This is a genomic window from Clostridium sp. KNHs205 (assembly GCF_000702945.1).
Lineage (GTDB): Bacteria > Bacillota > Clostridia > Lachnospirales > Lachnospiraceae > Anaerocolumna.
This window is the reverse complement of the sequence record NZ_JNLE01000003.1, coordinates 4,041,951-4,066,947: the sequence shown is the minus strand read 5'-3', so window position 1 is coordinate 4,066,947 and position 24,997 is coordinate 4,041,951. Positions and strand designations below refer to the sequence as shown.

Annotated in this window: 20 protein-coding genes; 17 read left to right on the top strand and 3 right to left on the bottom strand. The window is 39.6% G+C overall.

Annotated elements, in window-relative coordinates; translation table 11 throughout:
• Positions 1-217 precede the first annotated feature (217 nt).
• From phnC to BR73_RS0116775, 4 genes are read left to right on the top strand one after another with little or no spacing between them, the layout of a single operon-like run.
• Positions 218-970 carry a phosphonate ABC transporter ATP-binding protein gene (gene phnC, locus BR73_RS0116790; RefSeq protein WP_033166484.1) on the top strand — a complete coding sequence of 251 codons (753 nt, stop codon included), beginning with the start codon at positions 218-220 and terminating at the stop codon, positions 968-970.
• On the top strand, positions 967-1,761 hold the full coding sequence (gene phnE, locus BR73_RS0116785; RefSeq protein WP_033166483.1) for a phosphonate ABC transporter, permease protein PhnE: 795 nt from the start codon (positions 967-969) through the stop codon (positions 1,759-1,761). Before phnC ends, phnE (BR73_RS0116785) begins: the two co-directional genes overlap by 4 nt.
• Positions 1,762-1,785: 24 nt before the next feature.
• The gene (phnE, locus tag BR73_RS0116780; RefSeq protein WP_033166482.1) at positions 1,786-2,592 is read left to right on the top strand and encodes a phosphonate ABC transporter, permease protein PhnE; all 807 of its coding nucleotides are present in this window, start codon (positions 1,786-1,788) and stop codon (positions 2,590-2,592) included.
• Between the two features lie 43 nt (positions 2,593-2,635).
• On the top strand, positions 2,636-3,367 hold the full coding sequence (locus BR73_RS0116775) for a tyrosine-protein phosphatase (protein ID WP_051685264.1): 732 nt from the start codon (positions 2,636-2,638) through the stop codon (positions 3,365-3,367).
• A 189-nt stretch (positions 3,368-3,556) separates the two neighbouring features.
• On the opposite strand, the gene BR73_RS0116770 is transcribed toward BR73_RS0116775, so the two are convergent.
• The 3 genes from BR73_RS0116770 to BR73_RS0116760 form a co-directional block, all read right to left on the bottom strand.
• Entirely contained in the window at positions 3,557-4,333 is a 777-nt protein-coding gene (locus tag BR73_RS0116770; protein ID WP_051685263.1) for a polysaccharide biosynthesis C-terminal domain-containing protein, read from the bottom strand.
• A gap of 4 nt (positions 4,334-4,337) precedes the next feature.
• A complete protein-coding gene (locus BR73_RS0116765; RefSeq protein ID WP_033166481.1) occupies positions 4,338-5,132 on the bottom strand; it encodes an AraC family transcriptional regulator in 795 nt (264 codons plus the stop codon).
• A gap of 378 nt (positions 5,133-5,510) precedes the next feature.
• Entirely contained in the window at positions 5,511-6,908 is a 1,398-nt protein-coding gene (locus BR73_RS0116760) for an NAD(P)/FAD-dependent oxidoreductase (RefSeq protein ID WP_033166480.1), read from the bottom strand.
• Positions 6,909-7,250: 342 nt separating this feature from the next.
• Here BR73_RS0116760 and BR73_RS0116755 point away from each other — a divergent pair, with 342 nt between their 5' ends.
• The 13 genes from BR73_RS0116755 to BR73_RS0116695 all read left to right on the top strand — a co-directional run bounded on the left by BR73_RS0116755 (position 7,251) and on the right by BR73_RS0116695 (position 24,773).
• Positions 7,251-9,338, top strand: coding sequence for a polyribonucleotide nucleotidyltransferase (locus BR73_RS0116755; protein ID WP_033166479.1), 2,088 nt, complete (start codon positions 7,251-7,253; stop codon positions 9,336-9,338).
• Between the two features lie 255 nt (positions 9,339-9,593).
• Entirely contained in the window at positions 9,594-10,604 is a 1,011-nt protein-coding gene (locus BR73_RS0116750) for a helix-turn-helix transcriptional regulator (RefSeq protein WP_033166478.1), read from the top strand.
• A 601-nt stretch (positions 10,605-11,205) separates the two neighbouring features.
• Positions 11,206-12,087: a molybdate ABC transporter substrate-binding protein gene (modA, locus tag BR73_RS0116745; protein WP_033166477.1), complete on the top strand. Its 882-nt coding sequence runs from the start codon at positions 11,206-11,208 to the stop codon at positions 12,085-12,087.
• Positions 12,088-12,329: 242 nt separating this feature from the next.
• A complete protein-coding gene (gene modB, locus BR73_RS0116740; RefSeq protein ID WP_051685262.1) occupies positions 12,330-13,019 on the top strand; it encodes a molybdate ABC transporter permease subunit in 690 nt (229 codons plus the stop codon).
• A gap of 4 nt (positions 13,020-13,023) precedes the next feature.
• Complete coding sequence (locus tag BR73_RS0116735) at positions 13,024-14,061, top strand: ATP-binding cassette domain-containing protein (protein WP_033166476.1); 1,038 nt, start codon at positions 13,024-13,026, stop codon at positions 14,059-14,061.
• Positions 14,062-14,260: 199 nt separating this feature from the next.
• The gene (locus BR73_RS0116730; protein WP_033166475.1) at positions 14,261-15,346 is read left to right on the top strand and encodes a radical SAM protein; all 1,086 of its coding nucleotides are present in this window, start codon (positions 14,261-14,263) and stop codon (positions 15,344-15,346) included.
• A gap of 89 nt (positions 15,347-15,435) precedes the next feature.
• Positions 15,436-16,629: a winged helix DNA-binding domain-containing protein gene (locus BR73_RS0116725; protein ID WP_033166474.1), complete on the top strand. Its 1,194-nt coding sequence runs from the start codon at positions 15,436-15,438 to the stop codon at positions 16,627-16,629.
• A 126-nt stretch (positions 16,630-16,755) separates the two neighbouring features.
• Positions 16,756-18,012 carry a pitrilysin family protein gene (locus BR73_RS0116720; protein WP_033166473.1) on the top strand — a complete coding sequence of 419 codons (1,257 nt, stop codon included), beginning with the start codon at positions 16,756-16,758 and terminating at the stop codon, positions 18,010-18,012.
• A 255-nt stretch (positions 18,013-18,267) separates the two neighbouring features.
• On the top strand, positions 18,268-19,572 hold the full coding sequence (locus BR73_RS0116715; protein WP_033167546.1) for a sn-glycerol-1-phosphate dehydrogenase: 1,305 nt from the start codon (positions 18,268-18,270) through the stop codon (positions 19,570-19,572).
• Positions 19,573-19,934: 362 nt separating this feature from the next.
• A complete protein-coding gene (locus tag BR73_RS0116710) occupies positions 19,935-20,651 on the top strand; it encodes an ATP-dependent Clp protease proteolytic subunit (RefSeq protein ID WP_033166472.1) in 717 nt (238 codons plus the stop codon).
• A complete protein-coding gene (locus tag BR73_RS0116705) occupies positions 20,648-20,911 on the top strand; it encodes a hypothetical protein (RefSeq protein ID WP_033166471.1) in 264 nt (87 codons plus the stop codon). Before BR73_RS0116710 ends, BR73_RS0116705 begins: the two co-directional genes overlap by 4 nt.
• A 297-nt stretch (positions 20,912-21,208) precedes the next feature.
• Positions 21,209-23,869: a DNA translocase FtsK gene (locus BR73_RS0116700; protein ID WP_081848785.1), complete on the top strand. Its 2,661-nt coding sequence runs from the start codon at positions 21,209-21,211 to the stop codon at positions 23,867-23,869.
• A complete protein-coding gene (locus BR73_RS0116695; RefSeq protein ID WP_033166469.1) occupies positions 23,850-24,773 on the top strand; it encodes a RimK family alpha-L-glutamate ligase in 924 nt (307 codons plus the stop codon). The genes BR73_RS0116700 and BR73_RS0116695 overlap by 20 nt, the downstream gene beginning before the upstream one ends.
• Positions 24,774-24,997: the final 224 nt, after the last annotated feature.

Genomic DNA, 24,997 nt, shown 5'->3' with positions numbered 1-24,997 from the left:
CCGTACAACTATATACCAGTACAGCCACATCAGTACGATTGTAGATCTGATCAATGTACATTTGTATCATAGAATAATCTGTAGAGAGAACAGAGTGCGTGCAGGGGTGTGCCGCACTCCTTTACAGCTTTATGAGAGTGCAAAACATAGCCTGTATTTTTTGTGATAATCAGATAATCAGCTATTTTTTACAGTTGTCCTATAACGGAGGTTTAACGTGATATTATTTGAACATGTAAATAAAACTTACAGTAACGGATTCCAGGCTTTAAAAGATGTAAATCTGACAATTGAGCAGGGAGAATTTGTTGCAATTATCGGACTTTCCGGTGCAGGAAAGTCTACTTTGATTCGTACCATTAACCGAATGCATGATATAACCGAAGGAACATTATTGGTTAATGAGGTGGAGGTTAACAGTTTAAAAGGTAAAAGTTTAAGAAAGTTCAGAAGGGGTATCGGTATGATATTCCAGTCTTTTAATCTGGTAACCCGTACAACAGTTTTAAAGAATGTTCTTACAGCAAAGGTACCTGATCTGCCTCTGTGGCGGGCGGTACTGGGAATTTTTCCGAAAAAGGACTATATTCAGGCTCTGGAAGCCCTTGAGCAGGTGGGAATACTTGACAAGGCCTTTTCCAGGGTGGACCAGTTGTCCGGAGGGCAGCAGCAGCGTGTTGCCCTTGCCAGAACACTGGCACAGAATCCTCAGATTATCCTTGCCGATGAACCGGTTGCCTCTCTTGATCCGGTAACAGCAAGACAGGTAATGCAGGATTTTAAGAAGATAAATAAAGAAATGAATATCAGTGTTCTTATTAACATACACCATGTTGAGCTTGCACTTAACTATGCCGACAGAGTTATCGGTATCAAGAATGGCAGTATTGTATTTGATGGAAGTGCGGAGGCTGTAACACCTGAGGTCTTAAGTGAAATATACGGAGGAAGGCTGGAGGAAGCAGTATGAAAAAATATCAGCTTTCAAACGGTAAAACCGTCGTAAAGCCCCGGTCTTATTTTCTTCCTGTAATATTTGCGGTAATTGTTTTCTTTATAATATCCTTAAAAGTAACCGGTTTTGATATGGAAAAGCTTCTTGACAGAGGGAAAGAGTTCTTTGTCATACTGGGGCAGATGGTCCCCCCTCAGGTATCTTATACAAAGAGCATATGGACACCTTTGCTCGATACGGTAAAAATGTCGTTGTTAGGGTCTATCATCGGATCGATTGCAGCAGTACCCTTTGCCGTCTGTGCTTCTACTAATATTATGCGCAGCAGAGTAGTAATTGCAGTAATCAGACTCCTGCTCAGTATCATCAGGACCCTACCGACCCTGGTTACAGCTTTGATAGCCACTTATATCTTTGGTCTTGGTACGCTGGCAGGTACAACTGCTATTGCTGTTTTTACCTTTGCTTATGTGGGAAAGATGCTCTATGAACAGATTGAAACAGTTGACATGGGAGCATTTGAAGCCATGGAGGCAATGGGCTGCAGCCGTTTCAGAGCTTTTACAGCGGCAGTATTTCCTCAGATTACACCAGGGTATTTATCCGTATGTCTCTTTTGCTTTGAAGGCAATGTAAGATACGCCTCAATCCTTGGATATGTAGGTGCCGGCGGACTGGGGCTGATCCTGAACGAAAAGATCGGCTGGCGTCAGTATGACAGTGTGGGTATGATTCTGATAATGCTGTTTGCTACGGTTCTGATTATTGAAAGCGTCAGTCATTATATTCGAAGCAAGCTGTCTTAAGATAAGGAGCAAGGAGAACCTAACATGGATTTAATTGAAAAACAATATAAAAACCGGCCCCAAAAATGGCTGTACCAGATGCTTACCCTGCTTATCGTTGTAATACTTATTGCCTGGTCCGGCAGTGCAGTTGAAATCAACGGAGGAAAGCAAACCGGCCTTACTATAGCTAAGAACATAATATTGGGTATTTTTCATCCGGATACAGAGCTGTTATTTAATTTCACAACAGATGGTGTTGCTTATCTGCTCTTTGAAACTGTTTGTATTGCCTTTCTTGGAACAATAGTAGGTGCAATACTGGCAATTCCCTTTTCCTTTCTGGCTGCCTCCAACATCGTGCCAAAACCAATAGCTTTCCTGGGACGGCTGTTCATTATGGCTGTTCGCACCGTACCTCCTTTTGTTTACGGCTTAATGTTCATACGTGTAACAGGACCGGGTGCTTTTACCGGACTTCTCACTATGTCGGTGTGCTCTATTGGTATGCTTACCAAGATGAATATTGAGACCATTGAAGATCTGGATGTCAGGATACTGGAATCCTTAGATGCGGCAGGCTGTAATACTTTTGAAAAGATTCGCTATGGAATCATGCCGCAATTGATTCCTAATTTCCTCTCAACAGCTATTTACCGCTTTGATATGAATATAAGGGATGCGGCGGTTCTGGGACTGGTAGGTGCAGGAGGAATCGGAGCACCATTAATGTTTGCAATGAGTTCTTACCGTTGGAATCAGGTGGGAGCAATTCTTGCCGGACTTATAATCCTTATTCTTGTAATTGAATTATTTTCAACGAAAGTAAGAGTAAAACTTACCAGAGGGTGAGTTGACTTAATACATATTTCTATAAAACAAAGGAGTTTTATTAATGCAAAAAATTTCAAAACCCATGGAACTAACAGGGGCTAAAAATGTCAGAGACCTTGGAGGCTACCAGACCAGGGAAGGTAAGGTTACAAAGTTCAATTCCCTTCTGCGTGCAGATGCTCTTCACCTTCTGACAGATGAAGACTGTAAGACACTATATGACTATGGAGTACGCTGTATCATAGACCTGCGTTCTGCAGAAGAAGCAGAGAGAGAGCCTGATAAGCTGCCGACGGTGTATTCAGAGGTAGAGTACCTTCATGTTCCCATACAGGATCATGTGCGTGCCAATCGTTATTCAGAGGAATTTCCCCCCAGCATGTGGGAATTATACCGCTGGCTGTTGGATGATAGTAAAGAAAGCTTTAGAATAATCTTTCAGACAATAGCAAAGTACCAGGATGCCTGCGTAATGTTTCATTGCTCCGGCGGAAAAGACCGGACCGGCACCATTGCCATGCTGCTGTTAAAGTTAGCGGGAGTTGATGATGCAACAATAATTGGAGATTACGCAGTTACCCAGGAATATATGAAAGAGGTCTTCCCCAGACAGGTTGCTGACCTGGAGGCAAGAGGGCTGATCGTACCTTATTATGTTATGGAATCACCCCCGGAAAATATGGAGAAGACGCTTCAATATCTGGAAGAGAAATATAATACTATTGAAGAATATTTTCAGGCTGTTGGATTTAATGAAGATGAAATAGCAGTATTACGTGCTAAACTAATATAGTTATGAAACAATCTTGATTATTATTGTTATGAAATAAAAGAAAAAAGAAAATACAATATATAATAAATTGCCGGATAGAAGTAAATATAGCTTCTATCCGGTTTTTATTTACATAGAAGTTTAAAATGATAAGCGAAAGAGAATTATCGCAGGATAAGCAACAGCAGGTAAGGAGATACCTGCAAAGTACTAAGCTGCTTTTTGCTTTGAACGTCTTTTCCTAATTACGACCAATTGAAGTATAGGGAACCGCTTAAGCTCTTCCTCATAATCACCCAGATTCAGTACTTTGAAAAAATAAATAAATGCACCTGCTGCTACAGCGAATATAACACCAATTCCGCAGGATATCCGGGGTGTTAGATGACCCGACAGGATTACTTTATCAATTAGTTGATAGCTTATTCTGGCTGTCAGACTCATTGCAATAGCACTGAGGAGGGGAATACAAAAAGTCTGTTTAATTTCCTGTACATATCCAAGGGTTTTATGGACTGCAGACAGATTTAAGATACAAATAGTCAGAGAGTAGAGGATAACAGTAGCTATCAGGGCATATATTTTTAAATCGGTAAACAGCAGTAGTGGGATTAAGACTGCCATATGAATCATTAAAGCGATAACGGAATTCTTAAGCGGCACATTTACTTTTCCAATTCCCTGTAAGGCGCCGTTCAGGACAGTTGATACTCCGTACAGAATTATAGAAACACTGCCGATTTGAAGCAGGTGAACTGCCAGAATATCAGTATTCGGAAATAGCAGATTAAGTATTGGCTCTGCTAATGCCCCAAGGCCAAAGGCAGCAGGAATTACAAACAGCATGGAGTATTTCATGCCGCTGTAAATTCTGTGCTTCACAACCTGGAATTCTTTTCTGGCGTAGGCAGTCGAAAGTACCGGAACCATAGCAGCAACCATAGAAGATGCAATTGCAATGGGAACATTGGCAAGTGGGGAGAACAAATTTTTAATCCAGCACAGGCTTATAAAGCTGCCGGTACTCAGTAGGTGTCAGACCTTCCTTCTTCTTAAACTGCCGTATAAAATGAAGATCACTTTCGTAACCACAGAAATCGGAAAGAGCCTTTATTGACATGTCAGTAGTAGTCAAATAAAACTTTGCTCTCTCTATTCTTGCCATAATGACCTCCTGCATACAGGAAATGTGATAGAGATCTTTATACAGGTGCTGAAAATAGGAAGTGCTCATGTGGACGGAAGCCGCCATCTCCTCCACAGTCCATTTTCTATGGGGGGTATTATGGATATCCAGACGAAGACGGTTCATAAGGTGATAATATTTATTATTTCCCATACTGGCAGGAAGAGCAGCAATCTGTGTATCCAGGCTGTACAATAGAATTCTCATAAGAGAATCCTGTAAGGCCTCCCGATGCGGGGAACCCCCATGATTTTCCTGTACCAACATACGAACAAAATTAGACAGGTAATTAATCTGAGGCAGATATACAGGCTGGTTCAGTGGTAGCCTTAATGTCTCCACCAGGGAAGGCTCATCCGTAAAATCGAAATGAATCCAGTCATCATTATAGTAGTCTTTGTGAGAACCGTAATGCATATAGGTATTACGGTCAAAGAGTATGGCCATATTTGGATTGGTAATCTCTATTGAACCATTTAATTCCAAAAAAGCCTCTGTCTTAACCAGAAGGAGTATGTAATTTGGAACCCCGGTCTTACGAATAATATGAAATTTTGTTTTATGTTTGGAATCATGTCCGCAATTGGTAACTTTAATCATAAAAACTCCTTGCTTATTGTTATAAGCAGAAAAAATAAGCTTGTTTTATTATAATGCATTGTCTGGATAAGTAAAAGATATTTAGAGGATTTATCTACAATAAAATTAATAACTATGTTAATACTATTAAATGTTATTAAAAGGACTTACTAAATGGTGGCAATTGTAATTGATAGTGTGCTAAAGGGGGATTCCCTAAATTGATTTTATTTTAAATAAGGTGCAAGCTACACAATTATTGAATTATAAAATAAAAATGAAACTAATGGGATAATTATAACCACAGAAGAAATGCCCTGAGGGATAGCACCTCAGGGCATTTCTTTATCATATGTCAGATATTCACACTGGTTTATAAATCAGTCTGCTTTCTTTATATTATGCCATCTTAGCAAGAATACTCTTTGCTACGCTGATACCGTTGGCGGATGCCTGCTGAAGACCTCTGGTAACAGAGGCACCGTCACCGATTGCACGAAGACCGGAAATACTGGTTTCAAAATCCTTATCAACAACCACCTTGTTGGAGTAGAATTTAACCTCGACACCATAAAGGAGTGTTTCATCACTTGCGATACCGGGAGTAACCTTATCAAGGGCAAGGATCATTTCCTTGATGTCTACCATAATACGATGAGGGAATACCAGGGATAAATCACCGGGAACCGCATCCTTTAAGGTGGGAATCAGATTGTTCCTGCAAAGTCTCTCTTCCGTGGTTCTTCTTCCTCTCTGGAAATCACCGAAGGTCTGAACAAGGATTCTGCCGTCACAGAGCATATTGCTTAACTGAGCGATGTATTTACCATACTCGATTGGTGTTTTAAAAGGTTTTGTAAAGTTCTTAGACACCAGGATAGCAAAGTTGGTATTGTTTGTCTTCATTTCTTTAGACTTATATGCATGACCATTAACAACGGCAAGACCATTTTCATAATATTCTGTTGCGACCTCTCCGGAAGGATTGGAGCAGAAGGTTCTTACCTTATCATCAAAGGTGGGAGTGTAGTACACAAGCTTTGCTTCATATAGATTCTTATTGAGGAATTCCATTACCTCATCACGAACCTCAACCCTGACACCGATATCTACAGTACCAACCCTGGTCTCAATACCATGGGACTGACAGATATGGCTGAACCAGTCGGAGCCTTCACGTCCGATAGCTGAAACAATTTCATCTGCATAATAAGTATTGCCATCGGCGCAAACAACAGCCTGTACCTTCTTGTCTTCAATAAGGATATCCTGTACCATGGTGTTGAATTTCATCTCCACACCGCTGGCTAAAAGGTGTTCCTGAAGTCTTGTATAAATTTTATAACCTTCTTCCGTTCCTAAATGACGGATGGGACATTCTATCAATTTAAGATTGGCATTAATAGCCCTTCTTCTGATTTCTCTGATTTCTTCGTCTTTATCAATGCCGTATACGCTTGTATCAGCACCGAAACTGAGGTAAATGTCATCGGATTCTTTTAATAATTCAATGGTTTTTTCATATCCTAATATATCAGGAAGATTTCCGCCGACATCCGGGGATAAGGAAAGTTTACCGTCGGAGAAAGCTCCGGCACCGGCAAAGCCTGTAGTAATGGAGCAGGGTTTACAGCCAACGCAATGTTTGGTTGTTCTCTTGGGACACATTCTTTTTTCGATTGGGCGGCCTTTTTCTACCATAAGTATTTTCAGGTCCTTTTTCTCTTTGATGAGTTCATAGGCACAAAAAATACCGGAAGGACCGGCACCGATAATTATTACGTCGTATTTCTGCATTAAAACACTCCTTTTGTGAGGTAAAAGTTTCAAATTGCCAGAGAAATTTTATCACATTAGGAAAGAGAGTGCAAGAAGATTCTGAAAGAAATATGGTATATCTTGTATATGGCTTATTTCCTATAACAATATCAGGTTATTTTAGGTACCAAATGAAAAATTTAGTAGTAATTTTAACTAATTAGTGCTATAATATAAGGAAGCAGGTTTTTTACTGTTCCATATGCCAGAGAGAGTATCCGAGACTTCTGAAAAGGGCATCAGTGTAAAAGGTATTGACAGGATGGTTTTTTCAGTAGTTTCGGAGCTTTGGCAAATCCACTATAATAAAGGAGATATTTCATGTACAAAAGTTTTTCCATGGAGCTTGCAGGAAGAACCCTTTCCGTAGACGTAGGCAGAGTAGCAGCTCAGGCAAACGGTGCAGCATTTATGCACTATGGCGATACTGTTGTTTTATCAACAGCAACAGCCTCTGATAAACCCAGAGAAGGAATAGATTTCTTCCCTTTGAGTGTTGAATATGAAGAGAAATTATATGCAGTTGGTAAAATTCCCGGAGGATTTATTAAAAGAGAAGGAAAAGCCTCTGATAATGCCATTCTGACCTCACGTGTTATCGACAGACCTATGAGACCTCTGTTCCCTAAGGATTACAGAAATGATGTAACCCTTAACAATCTTGTAATGTGCGTAGATCAGGATTGCAGTCCTGAGCTTACCGCTATGCTTGGTTCTGCTATCGCAACAGCGATATCTGATATTCCTTTTGACGGCCCTACTGCCTCTACCATGGTTGGTATGGTTGACGGAGAACTGGTATTTAATCCTACCAGTGCCCAGAGAGAGAAATCTACCTTAAGCTTAACAGTAGCTTCCACCAAAGAAAAAGTTATCATGATTGAAGCCGGTGCTGCAGAATTACCGGAAGATAAGATGATTGAAGCAATTTTTGCTGCTCATGAACTGAATCAGAAAGTTATTGCATTTATTGAGACCATCGTAGCTGAGTACGGAAAGCCCAAACATGATTACATCAAATGCGATACTCCAGCAGATCTCTATGAAGATATGGTTGCTTTTATTACACCTGAAGGCATGGAAGAAGCAGTATTTACTGATGTAAAGCAAGTTAGAGAAGAAAATATCCGTGTTATTACTGATAAGCTTGTAGAGCGTTATCAGGAAACACATCCGGAATGGCTTCCATTACTGGGAGAAGCTATTTATAAATTCCAGAAGAAGACAGTTCGTAAGATGATTTTAAAAGACAAGAAGCGTCCGGACGGCCGTGACATTAATCAGATCAGACATCTTGCGGCAGAAGTAGATATACTTCCAAGAACTCATGGTTCTGCTATGTTTACCAGAGGTCAGACTCAGGTGCTTACCATAACAACATTAGGAGCTCTTGCAGAAATCCAGAAGTTAGATGGTATCGATGAGAATGAAAAGACGAAGCGTTATATGCACCACTATAATTTCCCTTCTTACTCCGTAGGCGAGACAAGACCCTCCAGAGGACCCGGAAGACGTGAAATCGGTCATGGTGCCTTAGCTGAGAAGGCATTAGTACCTGTACTTCCTTCTGAGGAAGAATTCCCATATGCAATCCGTACCGTATCAGAAGTATTGGAGTCAAATGGTTCCACTTCTCAGGGAAGTATCTGTGCCTCCACCCTGTCCTTAATGGCAGCAGGTGTTCCTATTAAAAGTATGGTAGCAGGTATCTCTGTAGGTCTTGTAACCGGTGATACAGATGATGACTATATCATCCTTACGGATATTCAGGGACTTGAAGATTTCTTCGGAGACATGGACTTTAAGGTTGCAGGTACCCACAAGGGTATCACAGCTATCCAGATGGATATCAAGATTCACGGTCTTACCAGAGAAATTATTGAAAAAGCAATTTATCGTACAAAAGAAGCCAGAACTTATATCCTCAATGATATTATGGCTCCCTGTATCAGTGAACCTCGTGCAGAAGTTGGTCCTTATTCACCTAAGATTGTCCAGATTAAGATTGATCCTACAAAGATCGGTGATGTAGTTGGACAGAGAGGAAAGACCATTAACGCTATTATCGAGCTGACAGGAGTTAAGATTGATATTACCGATGACGGATCTGTATCTGTATGCGGTGTTGATGCTGAAAGTATTCAGAAGGCTATCAAATTAATTCAGACGATCACTACAGACTTTGAAGAAGGACAGATTTTTGAAGGTAAGGTAGTAAGTATTAAAGAATTTGGTGCTTTCCTTGAATTTGCTCCCGGCAAAGAGGGAATGGTTCATATCTCAAAGATCTCCAAGGAGAGAATTGACAAAGTAGAGGATGTTCTTTCACTTGGTGATATTGTTAAGGTAGTATGCCTTGGCAAAGATAAAATGGGAAGAATCAGCTTCAGTATCAAAGATGTAAAATAAAACTTTATAGAGATTGTTACGTAAGGAAAAGGCAGCCAGGAGAAACCAGCCAGCCTATTCCGGAGCGTAACAATCTTTTTTTGATTAACAGCGGATTTATAATAGGAATTACATGTTATTGACAAATCTTAAGACAGCTTTTATAATTTTACTCATTATCAATGCACCTGCTATATGGAGGCATAAAGAATTAAATAGTTTTGTTAATATGTATGCTATTAAAATATTGAACCTATTGGATCAAAGGAGCGAAAATTGAACGAGGAACTCTATACACCCCAGGAAGTAGCAGATATCTTAAGAATAAAAAAGAGCACCGTATATGAAATGATAAAACGGGGTGAATTTAAGTGCAAGAAAATCGGCAGACAGTTCCGTATCGGCAAAGCAGACCTTGATAATTATCTTAATAATAAACAGGATAATACCAAGAGGGTGGAGGCCGATATTACGGATACTATTACAGCTAATGCCCAGACAATTCCCAAGCAGGCAGCTTCCTTTGTAAAGGGAAGGACGGTTCCAGAAGATTACCATGGGATGGAAGAGCTGGACATGATGAAAGGGAAAAATATCATAATCTGCGGACAGGATATTTTACTGGAAGCCTTGTGTAATCATCTGGCTGCCAGACTTACTGAGACTGCTATTTTTCGTTCTTATAAAGGAAGCTATAACGGGTTATACGATCTGTATCAGGATAAAGTAGATGTGGCAACCGTTCATTTATGGGATGGTGATACCGGTGAATATAATAAAGAGTATGTACGAAGAATGCTGCCCGGAACACTTTACCGCCGTATTCATCTCGTATGCCGTACACAGGGTTTTTATGTCAGGAAGGGCAATCCCAAAGGGATTAAAGGTTTTTCTGATCTTACAAGAGAAGATGTAATAATGGTAAATCGTGAGAAGGGCAGCGGTACAAGAATATTATTGGATGAGCATCTGAGAAGGCTTGCAATTAACAAAGCTCAGATAAAAGGGTATAACAGGGAAGTGACCTCACATTTGGCTTGTGCAGGAGCAGTAGCAAGAGGAAGCTCAGATGTTTCACTTGGTATAGAAAGAGTAAGTAAGGAAATGGCTGGTTTATCATTCGTACCTATACAAACAGAAAGTTATGATCTGGTTGTTAAAGAAGAGGCATACCGGACTTTTTGGTTTAAAAATATACTTGAGATATTAAATTCAAAGGAATTTCAAGCAGAAGTAGACCACATGTCCGGTTATGACAGCTCAGATATGGGGAAATTACTGGAATAAAAGCACAGATAACTGAAATACTCATAAGGCATCTACCTTCTATCATTAGACTGACACGTTGCTTCATCTACTGTAATTGTATCGTTAAGTACATTACCGCAGGCGAAAACAGCAACGTGTTTTTTATACCTTTTTATACCAGAACGTTAAGCCCAACACAAGTGCTTAAACATAGTTGGCTTGGTCCTGTTTAGCTTGCATGCTGTAAAAGAATACTGATAATTTTTTATCAGTAAATTTATACACCACACTGGTGATGTCAATACTGAAATATTATAGTATTCCAGTTGGTATCCAAACTAAAAACCATAATAATTAACAAACTTAATAGAAAAAGGATAAAAAGAACTTGACATAGAATTATACCCTGTGTAAAATACAAGCAATACCAAACTAAACAGAATTAAACATAACAAGAATGAATTAAACTAAATTAAAATTATCATTCTAAATAATAATATAACTTAAGACAAAGGAGTCTAAGACAGGTATGGTCTTAGACTTTCTCTATTTTAAAGGCAGATTTGCAGTTATAGAGATGTACTGCATTTGCATATACAGTTTTTTCTTATAAGATAATGTAAAATGGAAGGAGAATTTTATGAAAAAATTAAAACATTTATTACTACTTACTGTTTTTTTGCTGGCTTTTTTAGCAGCAGGCTGCAGCGCTAAGAACGATTCCACCAGTACAAATAACACAGTAACACCGGATGCTACACAGGCAGCCGAAGTTTCGGAAGTACCGGAAGCTACAGAAACACCTGCTGCAGAACCTGTTAAAGAAGCAGAAAGCGTAGAACTTCTGATTGCGGCGGCAGCAAGCCTTCAAAATGCAATGGAGGAAATTAAACCACTTTATGAAGCTGCCAATAAAGGTGTTACCTTAACTTTCACTTTTGGCAGTTCTGGGTCATTGCAGGAACAGATTGAACAGGGGGCTCCGGTTGATGTATTTATGTCAGCCGCCTTAAAGCAGATGAAAGCATTAGAAGAGGGCGGATTAATTTTAGAGGGTTCCAAGAAAGAGCTGTTAGAGAATAAGGTGGTTCTGATTGTGCCCAATGACAGTACCCTTGATATAACAAGCTTTGAGGATATTACCAAAGCTGAAACCATAGCACTTGGAGATCCTGCCAGTGTTCCCGTGGGTCAATACTCTGAGGAAATCTTTACCTCCCTTGGTATGCTGGATAAGGTAAAAGAGAAAGCAACCTATGGAAAAGATGTTACAGAAGTACTTACCTGGATTGCTACAGGAAATGCGGATGCCGGTGTAGTTTATGCAACAGATGCAAAATCATCAGCAGATGTAAAGGTGGTAGCAGAAGCTCCAGAGGGAAGCGTATCGAAAGCGATTTATCCGGTAGCTGTTGTCAAGGATTCCAAAGTTCAGGATGCAGCAAAGACATTTGTTGATTACCTTGCCTCCGATGAGGCTATAGGAATCTTTGAGAAGTATGGTTTTATCGCTAATAAGTAATATTATAAAAAAATTGCCATACATAAGATGCTTAGTGTTATCCTTAAAGAGTAACTGATTGACAGGAAATAGAATATTACTCAACTTATTCATACAAAGGCGTTACAAAGATAATTAGTATTTGATAATTAGTATTTCTCGGAATTTTATACAAGGCTATTAAATAATTGACATAATCAGTTGCAAATAATCAGATATTCAATATAATTACAATTATGACTAACATTGGAAGGAGTAGATAGATGGATTGGTCACCGCTTCTTATTTCCATGAAGACCTCTATATTAGCCACAGCGATAACCTTTTTTATAGGTATTTACGCTGCGCATTCGGTGCTTAAGCTTAAAGGAAAGCTGCAATGGGTATTGGATGGATTATTTACCCTTCCTTTAGTATTACCTCCTACGGTAGCAGGATTCTTCCTGCTGCTGTTATTCGGAAAAAGAGGACCTCTTGGGAAGTTCCTGGCTCTGTTTGATATCAGAATCGTATTTTCCTGGTCAGCAACAGTAATTGCAGCGGTAGTAATTGCTTTTCCGCTAATGTACAGATCGGCTAAAGCTGCATTTGAACAGATTGACAAAAATGTTGTTTATGCCGGCAGAACCCTGGGGCTGTCAGAACGGAAAATATTCTGGTCTGTCATAATGCCGTTGGCGCTTCCGGGTATCATATCCGGCGGAATTCTTTCCTTTGCAAGAGCACTGGGGGAATTTGGTGCGACCTTAATGATTGCCGGTAACATAAAAGGTGTAACCCAAACCGTTCCGGTAGCCATTTATTCTGCAACGCAAGGAAATAAGATGGAACAGGCCATGTTGTGGGTTGCAATTATCGTAGTGATTTCTTTTGTGGTAGTATTCTTTATGAATTATCTGCCAGGCAGGAAACGATATACTGCAAAAGCTGTAAAGCAAAAGATTAGAGGATAACTATATGAGTTTATCAGTTGATATCACAAAAAAATTTAAAGATTTCTCCTTAAATGTCACTCTGGAAACTGCTGGTAACAGACTTGGGCTTCTGGGAGCTTCCGGCTGCGGAAAGAGCATGACGCTAAAATGCATTGCCGGAATCGAGAAACCGGACAAAGGAAGGATTGTTCTGAATGATAAAGTTCTATTCGATTCGGATAAGAAGATAAACCTTATTCCACAGAAACGTAAAGTCGGCTATCTTTTTCAGAATTATGCGCTCTTTCCTAATATGACAGTGGCTCAGAATATCGGTATCGGTATGAAAGATAAATGGAAGATAAAGCAGCCCAAGGTCATGGAAATGCTTGAATTATTTCATTTATCGGGACTTGAGAACCGGTACCCCGCTCAACTGTCTGGAGGGCAGCAGCAGCGGGTGGCACTGGCAAGGATATTTGCATATGAACCGGATGTATTAATGCTTGATGAACCGTTTTCCGCCTTGGATGCTTTCTTAAAAGAAAGTCTTCTGGAAGAACTTTTAGAGACCTTAAAAATGTATAAAGGTGATATTATCATTGTTTCACATAACAGAGATGAAATATACAGCCTGTGTGACAGACTTGCTATAATAGACAGCGGTGAACTAGTACAGGCAGGAGACACTGAGAAGATATTCAGCAATCCAAAAAGGCTTGCAGCAGCCAGACTTACCGGCTGTAAGAATATATCACCGATTAGAAAAATCAATGATTATACAGTGGAAGCGATTGACTGGGGAATTATCCTGCATACCGCCAAAAAGGTTACACAGGATACTGGCTATATCGGAATCCGTGCTCATGACTTACAACCGGCAGCTGAAATAAGTGAGAATTCATTTGCTGTTGAAAATTACAGAATAGTGGACAGCCCCTTTGAAAGAAATCTATTATGCAAAAGCGGCCTTGGAGAGATCTGGTGGAAAGTTAATGTGGATAAAATCAATTATCAGCTCCAGATGCAGGTACCGGAGTTTCTGACACTTCCCAAAGAAGCTTTGTTATTACTACAATAATTCAGGTTATTCTTATATGCCTCAGGGCAGTAAGATAACCTTTTTTTTAAGAGGATTGAAAGATCAACAGTTTGCTCATGATATACTGAAGAAAGATTATTGCTTAATAGACATATTCAGGTCATACTATTGTCATATAATAAATTGAATACGTTATAAAGTTGAAATAAACAAATTAATATAAGACAGTGAGGCGGAGATGAATCAGAACTTTAATTTGGAGGAGTATTTAAGCGGCGGGGTAGAAAGGTTAGTAAAGGATGCAATGAAAGGGACCTTGAAAAATCCCAGAGAAAGTGTGTTTCTGGCCGGATATTCTGTAAATGCTGCCAAAGCGGCAAAAACAAGACATGTATTTGAACAAAAAGGTGAACATATCCCACCTTTTCTGATTGCAAGTATTACCAATGTCTGCAATCTGCAATGTACCGGCTGTTATGCCAGAGCGAACAGCAGCTGCTCGGACAGAGAAGATAAAGACACACTTACTGCAGATGAATGGGGAGCTGTTTTTAAAGAAGCCAGAGAGCTTGGAATCTCTTTTATACTTCTGGCAGGGGGCGAGCCGATGGTAAGAAAGGATATCCTTGAGCAAGCTGCTATTTATAAGGAGATTATCTTTCCGGTATTCACCAATGGTACTGTTATTGAAGAGGAATATCTTCAGCTATTGGACCGTCATAGGAACCTGATTCCGGTGTTAAGTATGGAGGGGGAAGAAAATACTACGGACAGCAGACGAGGAAAAGGGATATATCAAAAAGTAATTAATGCAATGCTGGCTATGAAAAAGAAAGGAATATTGTTTGGAGCTTCCATTACTGTTACAAAAGAGAATAAAGAGGAAGTGACAACGGTAGATTTTCTTGCTAAGTTAAATGAGAAAGGATGCAGACTTGTATTTTATGTGGAGTATGTACCTGTATCAGACAATACTGAAGCTTTGGCCTTAGAGCAATCCGATAGAGTATATCTTGATAACAGGCTGAACAGTTTAAGAGAGTGCTTTCAGGATATGATATTCATTTCCTTTCCGGGCGATGAGGAAGCTGCCGGCGGATGTCTGGCTGCGGGAAGAGGTTTCTTTCATATTAACGCCAGGGGTGGTGCCGAACCTTGTCCATTTTCACCTTATTCGGACTGTAATGTAAAAGAGGCAGGATTAAGAGAGGCCTTAAAATCACCGCTGTTTGAGAAAATTAAAGATAATCACAGGCTGCTGACGGAGCATGTCGGCGGATGCGCGTTATTTGATCAAAAGGAGTTCATTGAAGCACTACTTTAAAAGTATAAATAATGTCCTTGCTTTGTATAACAGATAATGGTACTATAATGGAAAAGAACAGTTGTTCGGAAGTTGACTGGAGGAATACCATGAAGGAATATCATTTATCGAAGAAACAGGCAAGGACTTTACTTTTGCGTAAGCAGGGGTTAATCGGAGATTATCGGTTTTCAGGAGAGCAGGGAGTATACGATTATATCAGACAGGCAGGCTGTATCCAGTTTGATCCCGTTGATGTATGCGGTAAGAATCCGGAACTGGTCCTTCAGTCCAGAGTAGCAGGTTTTAAGAAAGATATGCTCTATAAACTGTTGTATGAAGACAGGACTTTAATTGATTATTTTGATAAGAATCTTTCCATCTTTCCAACGGAGGATTTTCGCTATTTCGAACGTACCAGAAGCCGGTTGAAGGATAATGCCTTGTTTCAGAGCCAGGTGGCTGAAGTTGTACCTGCAATTTTTGAAAAAATCAAGGAAAAAGGCATGGTCAGCTCCAAGGATATTAAAACCGGAAGCAAAGTAGACTGGTATTGGGGAATTGATACCAGTCTGACAAGGGTAGCACTTGAGAATTTATATTTTGCCGGTGAACTTATCATTCACCATAAGAAGGGTACCAATAAATATTATGCTTTGGCGAAAGATCACCTTGGAAAAGAGTACAAAAGAAAAGACCCCTTAAGAGACGATTATGAGCATTTTAAATGGAGAGTCCTCAGAAGGATAGCAGGGGTTGGCCTTTTGTGGAACCGCCCCTCTGATGCCTTTCTTGGAATCCGGTATTTGAAGGCTGGCGACAGGAACCGTATTTTTAGCGAATTATTGGAAAAAGGCAGGATTATAAGAATACATGTTGAAGATATGGAAGCTCCGCTTTATTGCCTGAAAGAAGATATAAAACTCATAAAAGAAGCGGATAGTGATTACCTAAGCAGAACAGAGTTTCTGGCACCTCTTGATAATATGTTATGGGATAGAAAATTGATTTCAGAATTATTTCATTTTGATTATAAATGGGAAATATATACTCCGGAGGATAAGCGGAAATATGGCTATTATGTACTTCCCATTCTGTCCGGAAATGAAATAATTGGAAGAGGTGAGCTTTCAGTTAACAGAAAGAATAAAATTCTGGAAGTGAAAAATATCTGGTTGGAAGAGGGAAAAGAATGGGAGGAATTCCAGAAACCCTTACAGGAAGCGGTTCGTCGCTTCGCTGAATTTAATTCGGCTGACGAAATTAATTACCATAAGGATTTTATTAAAAATACAGAAGGATAGCAGGAATGGATAGTTCTGGTATTACAAAATATGTAAATCCTCTGCAGCTTCATATTATTCGCTGTTGTATAATAGCAGTAATGATGATACAATTAATTTTATTGATTATCAGAAAGGTTGAAGTGAATGGTAAATACCAGGAAATTATCCAATGGAATAACAGTTGTAATGGAGACAATGCCTTATCTTAGAAGCGCTGCTCTTGGAATATGGGTTAAGGTGGGGTCCTCCAATGAAAATGAAAAAAATAACGGAATTTCACATATAATAGAACATATGCTCTTTAAAGGAACAACAACAAGAAACGCCAAGCAGATTGCAGATGAAATGGCCAGAATTGGCGGTGATATTAACGCTTATACCAGTAAAGAGTGCACCTCCTTTTATGCAGTCACTCTGGATGAACACCTGTCTGTTGCCATAGATATTTTAGGGGACATGCTGAATAATTCTCTGATTGATGAAAAAGCCTTAAAGAAAGAAAAGGGAGTTATAATAGAAGAAATTGATATGTATGATGATTCTCCGGAGGACCTTGTCCATGAGATGCTTCAATTGAAGGTGTGGGACAACCATCCCCTGGGTTATCAGATTTCCGGGTCAAAAGAAACTGTGAAAAATATTACCAGGGATGAAGTGCTGGCATTTATGGCAAAACATTACGTAAGCCAGAATATTGTAATTTCAGTATCGGGAAATTTTAAAGAAGAAGAAATTACAGAACTTTTAGAAAAGAATTTTGGCAAAATTCCTGAAGGTGAGAGAACAGAAGCATCCACAGCGCCCAGTTATGTGCCCACAGTCTATGTAAAAGAAAAGGATGTAGAACAGCTGCATTTAAATATTGCCTATGAATCCATCGTATCCGATGGTGAAGAGAAATATATTCTGACAGTTCTCAATTCCGTTTTTGGAGGAAGCATCAATTCCAGATTATTTCAGGAAATACGTGAGAATCTGGGACTTACCTATACCATTTACTCTTATGGTAGTTCTTATTCCAAGGCCGGACTTTTCCAGGTATATGGAGCTATGAACCCATCTCAGTTAAAGCCTGTCATTGATAATGTCTTTCAGATTGTAGAGGATATTAAAGAAAAAGGTATTACAGAAGAGGAACTTGCCATGTGCAAGGAGCAGATTAAGACTGAGCTTATTATGGGGGATGAGACCGCCAAAAACAGAATGAACAGTAATGGTAAGGCTATGCTGTTTAGAGGATATGTAATACCGCTGGAAGAAATTATTGAAAAAGTTAATAGTGTAACTATTGACCAGGTAAGGGAGTTTGCGGTAAAGTATCTAAAGAAAGAAAGTATCAGCATTTCCCTGGTAGGTAATCTGGAAGGCGTCGACCTTAAGGGATTAACTGCAAAACAATAATAAGATGAATACAATTACATTTATAATAGTTATATGCTGAAGCCCCTATTGGATAGATATCTAAGCGGATATTTATTTGATAGGGGTGAAAGCCTGATATGCCCCAATTCATAGGATATCTTTAACGGGTTTATATGTGAATTAATTGTAAATAACGCTGTAATATTGTATTTTATAGGAACAGGATTTATGATTCCTAATATAATAAAAACAGAAGTGCTGTTATTCCAGCTTGGATCTAAAGGAGGATTTGTTGTGCAAATAGATGTCAGTAACTTTCATGGGGCCTGCAGCTGTGGCAGAAGTCATGAAATATTCGTGAAAGAGATTCTGGTAGAAGAAAATGCGTTAAAGAAACTTCCCGAGAAATTAAGAAAGATTTATACAGGAGCTTATGCAGACATATCCGTAATCTGTGATACTAATACATATCAGGCAGCTGGAGAAGCTGTCGAGAAGTTGCTGCCTGGCTGTAATATGATTATATTGCCGGCTAAGGAGCTGCACGCTGACAATCACGGAGTGGCACTGGCAGAGAAAGGACTTAAGATTTCCCCAAATACAAAGTTGATTATAGCAGTAGGTTCTGGCACCATACATGATATTAGCAGATATCTGTCAAAGGATTACGGCTTAAACTTTGTATCTGTTCCTACTGCAGCCAGCGTAGACGGTTTTGTATCCACCGTATCTGCCATGACCTGGAATGGCTTGAAGAAAACTATGCCCGGTGTATCACCGGAGTTAGTGATTGCAGATACCAGAATTTTTTCAAAAGCACCTTACCGCCTGACTGCGTCCGGAATTTCTGACTTATTGGGAAAATACACCGCACTTACTGACTGGGAGATATCCCATATGGTAACCGGAGAGTATATCTGCCACCGTGTATGTGAACTTGAAATGACTGCTCTCAAAGAGGTCTGCAGCTGTATTGAAGATTTAAGAGGAAGCCTCGAGGAAGATAAGACTTTAAGAGCATATGAACAGCTTATGTATGCTCTGTTATTATCCGGTATAGCCATGCAGATGATCGGTAATTCAAGACCGGCTTCCGGTGCGGAACACCATATATCTCACCTTTGGGAGATGGAAGTAATAAATGGACCTTTAGATGCCTATCATGGAGAAAAAGTTTCCATAGGTCTGATGATCGTAGTACATACCTATCATAAAATAAAGAATGCAATCAAAAATGGCATTTGCAAAGTGATTCCTTATAAAGGAATGGAGCTTGAGGTGCTTCAGGAAACCTTTGGGAAAAAGGAGCTTTATGAAGGAATACTGGAAGAAAATACACCTGATCCGCTTGCTCTGGTTGACAGTGATAAATTAAACAGCCAGCTGCCTTCGATTGCAGGCGTGTTAGATCAGCTGCCTTCGGAGTCAGAACTGTTAAAACTTTTATCTGCTGCAGGCTGCAAAAAAGAAATGAAGGAAATTTCACTTGAAGAGAAATTGCTGCCGATTACTATTCGTTTAGCACCCTATGTCAGAAACCGGCTGACCTTCTTAAGATTATCAAAGCTATTTAAAATAAAAAATGAAACCTCAGATTAGTACTGAAATTATAGAGATTAGTAAAGAAATTATAGAGATTAGTAAAGAAATCATAGAGATTAATATAGAAATTATATAGATTAGTATAGAAATCATATAATAATTTGGATTATACATATGAGTAAAATCAACGTGTAGTAAACACCATTATGAATGACTCGGTGAACAATCTGGGATATAAATTATAACTTATTTTTAAAATTCGAAGAACAAAAAGATTAATCGTTATGAATAGCGGTTAATCTTTTTTGTTGTGCCAGAGCATTATATTTCTTTATAGAATTGGGAATATTAGATATATCGTGATTTTATCACTTAATTATTTTACCTAGAATTAATAAAAACAAAGCAAGGAGATACCAATGGAAAAGAACGAATCTAAAATAGAGAAAGAGAAGGAACAAAAAGAGAAAGAGGAATTAGATGACGGTAAGATCAGAGAGTTTGGTCAGACAACCCTCGTCAATGAAAAGAGAAAATCAAAAATTCATCTGCTGTCTGTAATTGGAGAGATAGAAGGACATGAATGCCTGCCTCAGCATAATAAAACTACAAAATATGAACATGTATTACCCCAGCTGGCCGCTATAGAAGACAGTGCGGATATAGATGGATTATTGATTCTGATAAATACAGTAGGCGGGGATGTAGAAGCAGGACTTGCTATTGCAGAAATGATAGCTTCCTTAAGTAAGCCAACGGTATCCCTGGTGCTTGGAGGAAGTCATTCCATAGGCGTACCTCTTGCTGTTTCAGCCCAATATAGTTTTATAGTACCTACAGCAACCATGATCATCCATCCCGTTCGTATGAATGGGACAGTAATCGGGGTGTCTCAGACCTATGACTATTTTGAAAAGATTCAGGACAGAATACTGAATTTTGTATCAACTCATTCTAAAATCGAAAAAGAAGACTTAAAACAGCTGATGCATAATACCAGCCAGTTAGCAAAAGATGTAGGATCAATATTAATTGGGCCGGAGACCGTGGATAAGGGAATTATTGATGAAGTAGGAGGCATTAAGGAGGCATTAAAGAAATTATATGAAATGTCAGGAAGAGGTGAAGAAATTTGATTTATTCGGTAACACCGCTGGAAAGAATCTACACAAGTAGAACACAGTCTGTATTAAATACCGGTAAAAATGATGGTAATAGCGAGAATGAGTCGACTGCTGTAGAAAGGTCTGATTTTGCTGTAGAACATGGTAAAGTTTATACCAGGCGAGAAGGGGACAGCTATATCATAGAAGGAATTCAGTCTACCGATATGGAGGATTATCTAAAGACGGAGTATACTCCGGGTAATAATTTTCCTTGCAACAAAGGTTGTTAAAGGGTATAATAATTTTATGAATTTTCCTGAAAGGGCATTTATTGGATAATCCGTGGATTGTCTGAGCATGTCCTTCAGGCAGGCTGTCAAGGGCTCAGGAAGAGCAGTTTAATACTCAATTCTTCCGGGTCTATTTTTTGAGTTTAGGGAGGGGTAGTTTTGGCTGCCGAAAAAAATACTAGAAAAAATTCTTCCGGTCAAAGATCCGGGAACAGGTCGAAAAGTACCGCAACCAGGAAGAAGGCTGCAAACAGCAGAAATGTACATAAAAGTAAAAGAAAAGATCCTGTAAAGGATATGTATAAAGATGAAATAGCACTGGTATCAAGCCTTGTATTATCACTGCTTCTGATTTTAAGCAATTTTGATCTGAGTGGTATTGTGGGTAAATGGATTAATAGTTTTACCTTCGGAATGTTTGGCTTTCTGGCATATTTACTGCCGTTCTTTTTATTTTTCTCCGTTGCATTCGGAATAGCCAACAGAGGAAACCGGACTGCCAGTGTAAAACTCATAACAAGCATATCCATAACAGTAGTGTTGGCAGCGATTCTTCAACTGCTAAAGCTAACTACCGGTAATGGGGAGAATATGACTTTAACCGAAATCTACCGGATATCCTATCATGAGAAAAATGGAGGAGGTCTGATTGGCGGATTACTGTTAAGTTTATTCTATCCGCTGTTTGGGGCTGTTGGCTCCTATGTGGTTCTTTTTGGGATTATGGTGGTTCTGATTGTAATATTTACAGGTAAGTCCATATTTAAACCTTTAGGTGCAAAAAGCGAAGCTGCACTTATGCAGATGAAGGAAATGAAACGTTTAAGGCAGGAGGCAGCTTCTGAAGCAGACTACGAAGAAGAGGAAGAAGCACCTGAACCGAAAAGAAAAGCAAGAATCATATCCTTTGCGAAAGATAAAGCTCAGAATGAGGTTAATGAAGAGGCAGTCCAAGGGATGAAAGAGGATGAGGGAGCTTCTGTTTCCAAACAAAAGCAGGGCCGGAAGAAAAAGAATGCCGATCAGAATAAAGAAGTGGTTGAAATGCAGGAGATTACACCGGTTAGTATCAATGATTTTCCCATTCAGCAGGCTGACATGGGCTTTATCCTGAAAGAAGAGAAAAATGATTTTACCATAAGCGGCATGACTTCTCCGGAAATCAATAAAGAACCGGAAGAGACTGGGCGTGCACAAGAACCGGATTACCTGGATACCTTTGATATAAGTGCTTATATGGATGATAGTACCACAGAGATAAAAGAAGAAAAAGAAACAGAAACAGTGAATGAACCAGTTATAATCGGACAGGCTGCTGACGGGGATTTCAATACGGAAACCTATGCAGCAGATACACAGGAAGTATTTACTGATAATATAACAGAAGTCGAGCCTCCAAAACCTGTTGCAGAAAAGCAGGCATTACAGGGAGAAGAAGATTTATCAGGTCTGTCTGATGAAATGAGCCGAAATCAACAGGTACCGGAGAAAGCATATGTATTTCCGCCTTTGGACCTGCTAGCCAGGCCAAAAGGCAATGCCAAAGGCATGTCAGAAAAAGATTTAAAGGAAACAGCTGCAAAACTGCAAAGTACCCTGGAGAGTTTTGGAGTTGGTGTTAAGGTTACGAATGTAAGCTGCGGTCCATCAGTTACAAGATATGAACTTCTTCCCGAGCAGGGGGTTAAGGTAAGCCGAATAACCGGACTGGCAGATGATATCAAGCTCAATCTTGCGGCAGCAGATATTCGTATTGAAGCACCTATTCCCGGTAAGGCAGCGGTTGGTATTGAAGTACCCAATAAAGATAATTCTACAGTTTTGTTCAGGGAATTATTAGATACAAAAGACTTTAAGGAACATCCTTCTGATATTGCTTTTGCAGTTGGTAAGGATATAGGCGGACAGACAATAGTAACAGATATAGGCAAAATGCCTCACCTATTAATAGCAGGTGCCACCGGCTCCGGTAAATCGGTATGTATAAATACCTTGATTATGAGTATTTTATATAAAGCAAAACCCTCAGACGTGAAGATGATCATGGTTGATCCCAAGGTAGTAGAATTAAGTGTCTACAATGGTATACCACATCTGCTTATACCGGTTGTTACCGACCCGAAGAAAGCTTCGGCTGCACTTAACTGGGCGGTAATGGAGATGACGGAGCGTTATAAGAAATTTGCCGATCTGGGTGTAAGAGATGTTAAGGGATATAATGAAAAGGTCGCTCAGGTGGAAGAATATCAGGATGAAAAATATCAGAAGCTTCCCCAGATTGTCATAATTGTAGACGAGCTTGCAGACCTTATGATGGTAGCACCCGGTGAAGTAGAAGATGCCATCTGCCGTTTGGCACAGATGGCACGTGCTGCGGGACTCCATCTGATTATTGCGACCCAGAGACCTTCCGTAAATGTCATTACCGGTCTTATTAAGGCTAATATCCCATCAAGAATAGCATTTTCTGTATCCTCAGCTATTGACTCCAGAACTATTATAGATGGTGCCGGTGCTGAAAAGCTTCTTGGTAAAGGTGATATGCTATTCTTCCCTTCCGGTTATCCGAAGCCGGTCCGGGTACAGGGAGCCTTCATCTCCGATAAAGAGGTAAGTGAAGTTGTTCGTTTCCTCACAGAGGAAAACAGCGGAGCTACATATAACGAAGATGTGGCAGATAAGATTGCTAATGCACAGGTAACGGAATCAGCCGGTGGAGCTGGCGGCGGCAGTGAAAGGGATGATTATTTCATTGAAGCCGGTAAATTTATAATAGATAAAGATAAAGCCTCAATCGGTATGCTTCAGAGAGTATATAAGATTGGCTTTAACAGGGCGGCAAGAATCATGGATCAGCTGGCAGAAGCCGGTGTGGTGGGACCTGAAGAAGGTACCAAACCCAGAAAGATTCTAATGTCCCTGGAGGAATTTGAACAATATGTGGACGAATACTACTAAAAGTTCTATAAAGGGCTGTCTCATAACCAATGAGTATCTTAATAATTCCAAATTTTCTGTGATTCATGAATGGTTTACGGAAAGTGCCAGGAAATATTTAATCGAGCTTAAGCTCAAGACAAATGCGGAAATTCCCATACTTCTTGGCGGTGATTCCGAACCTGAAGATTTGAAGGGATTGGATTTTGTACTATTCTGGGACAAAGATATCAGACTTGGTAAATTTCTTGAAGGGAAGGGCTTTAAGCTTTTTAATTCAGCAGATGCCATAGCTTTAAGTGATGATAAGAGCCTGACACATATGGCATTGGAACGAGTGGGTGTTCCTATGCCTAAAACGCTGATAGCGCCTATGACTTATGAAAATATTGGTTATACTAATCTGGATTTTCTCAAACAGGCAGAAGCTGTTATAGGGTATCCCTGTGTGGTAAAAGAATGTTTCGGCTCCTTTGGCCAACAGGTTTATCTGGCCGGTAACAGAGAGGAATTGCTTGAAATCACCAAGAAAATTGGTGGTAAACCTATGTTATTTCAGGAATTCATAGAGAACAGCAGAGGAAGAGATTTAAGACTCCAGGTAGTAGGAGATAAAGTCATCGCTTCTATGTACCGGTATTCTGATCAGGGAGATTTTCGTGCAAATATAACGGCAGGCGGAAAAATGAAACCCTATACCCCTACAAAAGCACAGGAGGACCTGGCGCTTTTATGCTGTAGGACACTGGGACTTGACTTTGCAGGTGTGGACCTCTTATTTGGTAATAACGGTGAGACACTTGTTTGTGAGGTAAATTCCAATGCACATTTTAAGAATATATATGAATGCACCGGAGTAAATGCTGCCGATGCTATTCTGGAACATATACTATTAAAAGGTTCGGAAGTTGATTTTAGAAATTGAAAGACTGTTTTTAACTGGGGTATGGCTGTAACCTGTATGTGCCACAGGACGTTACAATCGTTGAACTTTTATGAGATATAATAAGGTTTGATTTTTCAGCTTATGGTACTACATGCTTCGCATAGTATCATCCCAGAGTACCTGCAAAGTAAGGTGCGAAGAAATAATGGTACAATGAATCTTCGGACTCTCTGGTACTGTGTAAGCATAGGAACAGGATAGAA

Excerpts from the sequence above, each read along its gene's own strand:
- BR73_RS0116730 (WP_033166475.1), top strand. The coding sequence starts at position 14,261 with ATGAATCAGAACTTTAATTTGGAGGAGTATTTAAGCGGCGGGGTAGAA.
- BR73_RS0116765 (WP_033166481.1), bottom strand. The coding sequence starts at position 5,132 with ATGATTAAAGTTACCAATTGCGGACATGATTCCAAACATAAAACAAAA.
- BR73_RS0116775 (WP_051685264.1), top strand. The coding sequence starts at position 2,636 with ATGCAAAAAATTTCAAAACCCATGGAACTAACAGGGGCTAAAAATGTC.
- BR73_RS0116710 (WP_033166472.1), top strand. The coding sequence starts at position 19,935 with ATGGAAAAGAACGAATCTAAAATAGAGAAAGAGAAGGAACAAAAAGAG.
- modA (WP_033166477.1), top strand. The coding sequence starts at position 11,206 with ATGAAAAAATTAAAACATTTATTACTACTTACTGTTTTTTTGCTGGCT.
- BR73_RS0116755 (WP_033166479.1), top strand. The coding sequence starts at position 7,251 with ATGTACAAAAGTTTTTCCATGGAGCTTGCAGGAAGAACCCTTTCCGTA.
- modB (WP_051685262.1), top strand. The coding sequence starts at position 12,330 with ATGGATTGGTCACCGCTTCTTATTTCCATGAAGACCTCTATATTAGCC.
- BR73_RS0116720 (WP_033166473.1), top strand. The coding sequence starts at position 16,756 with ATGGTAAATACCAGGAAATTATCCAATGGAATAACAGTTGTAATGGAG.
- phnE (WP_033166483.1), top strand. The coding sequence starts at position 967 with ATGAAAAAATATCAGCTTTCAAACGGTAAAACCGTCGTAAAGCCCCGG.
- phnE (WP_033166482.1), top strand. The coding sequence starts at position 1,786 with ATGGATTTAATTGAAAAACAATATAAAAACCGGCCCCAAAAATGGCTG.
- BR73_RS0116695 (WP_033166469.1), top strand. The coding sequence starts at position 23,850 with ATGTGGACGAATACTACTAAAAGTTCTATAAAGGGCTGTCTCATAACC.
- BR73_RS0116760 (WP_033166480.1), bottom strand. The coding sequence starts at position 6,908 with ATGCAGAAATACGACGTAATAATTATCGGTGCCGGTCCTTCCGGTATT.
- BR73_RS0116735 (WP_033166476.1), top strand. The coding sequence starts at position 13,024 with ATGAGTTTATCAGTTGATATCACAAAAAAATTTAAAGATTTCTCCTTA.
- BR73_RS0116725 (WP_033166474.1), top strand. The coding sequence starts at position 15,436 with ATGAAGGAATATCATTTATCGAAGAAACAGGCAAGGACTTTACTTTTG.
- BR73_RS0116700 (WP_081848785.1), top strand. The coding sequence starts at position 21,209 with ATGTATAAAGATGAAATAGCACTGGTATCAAGCCTTGTATTATCACTG.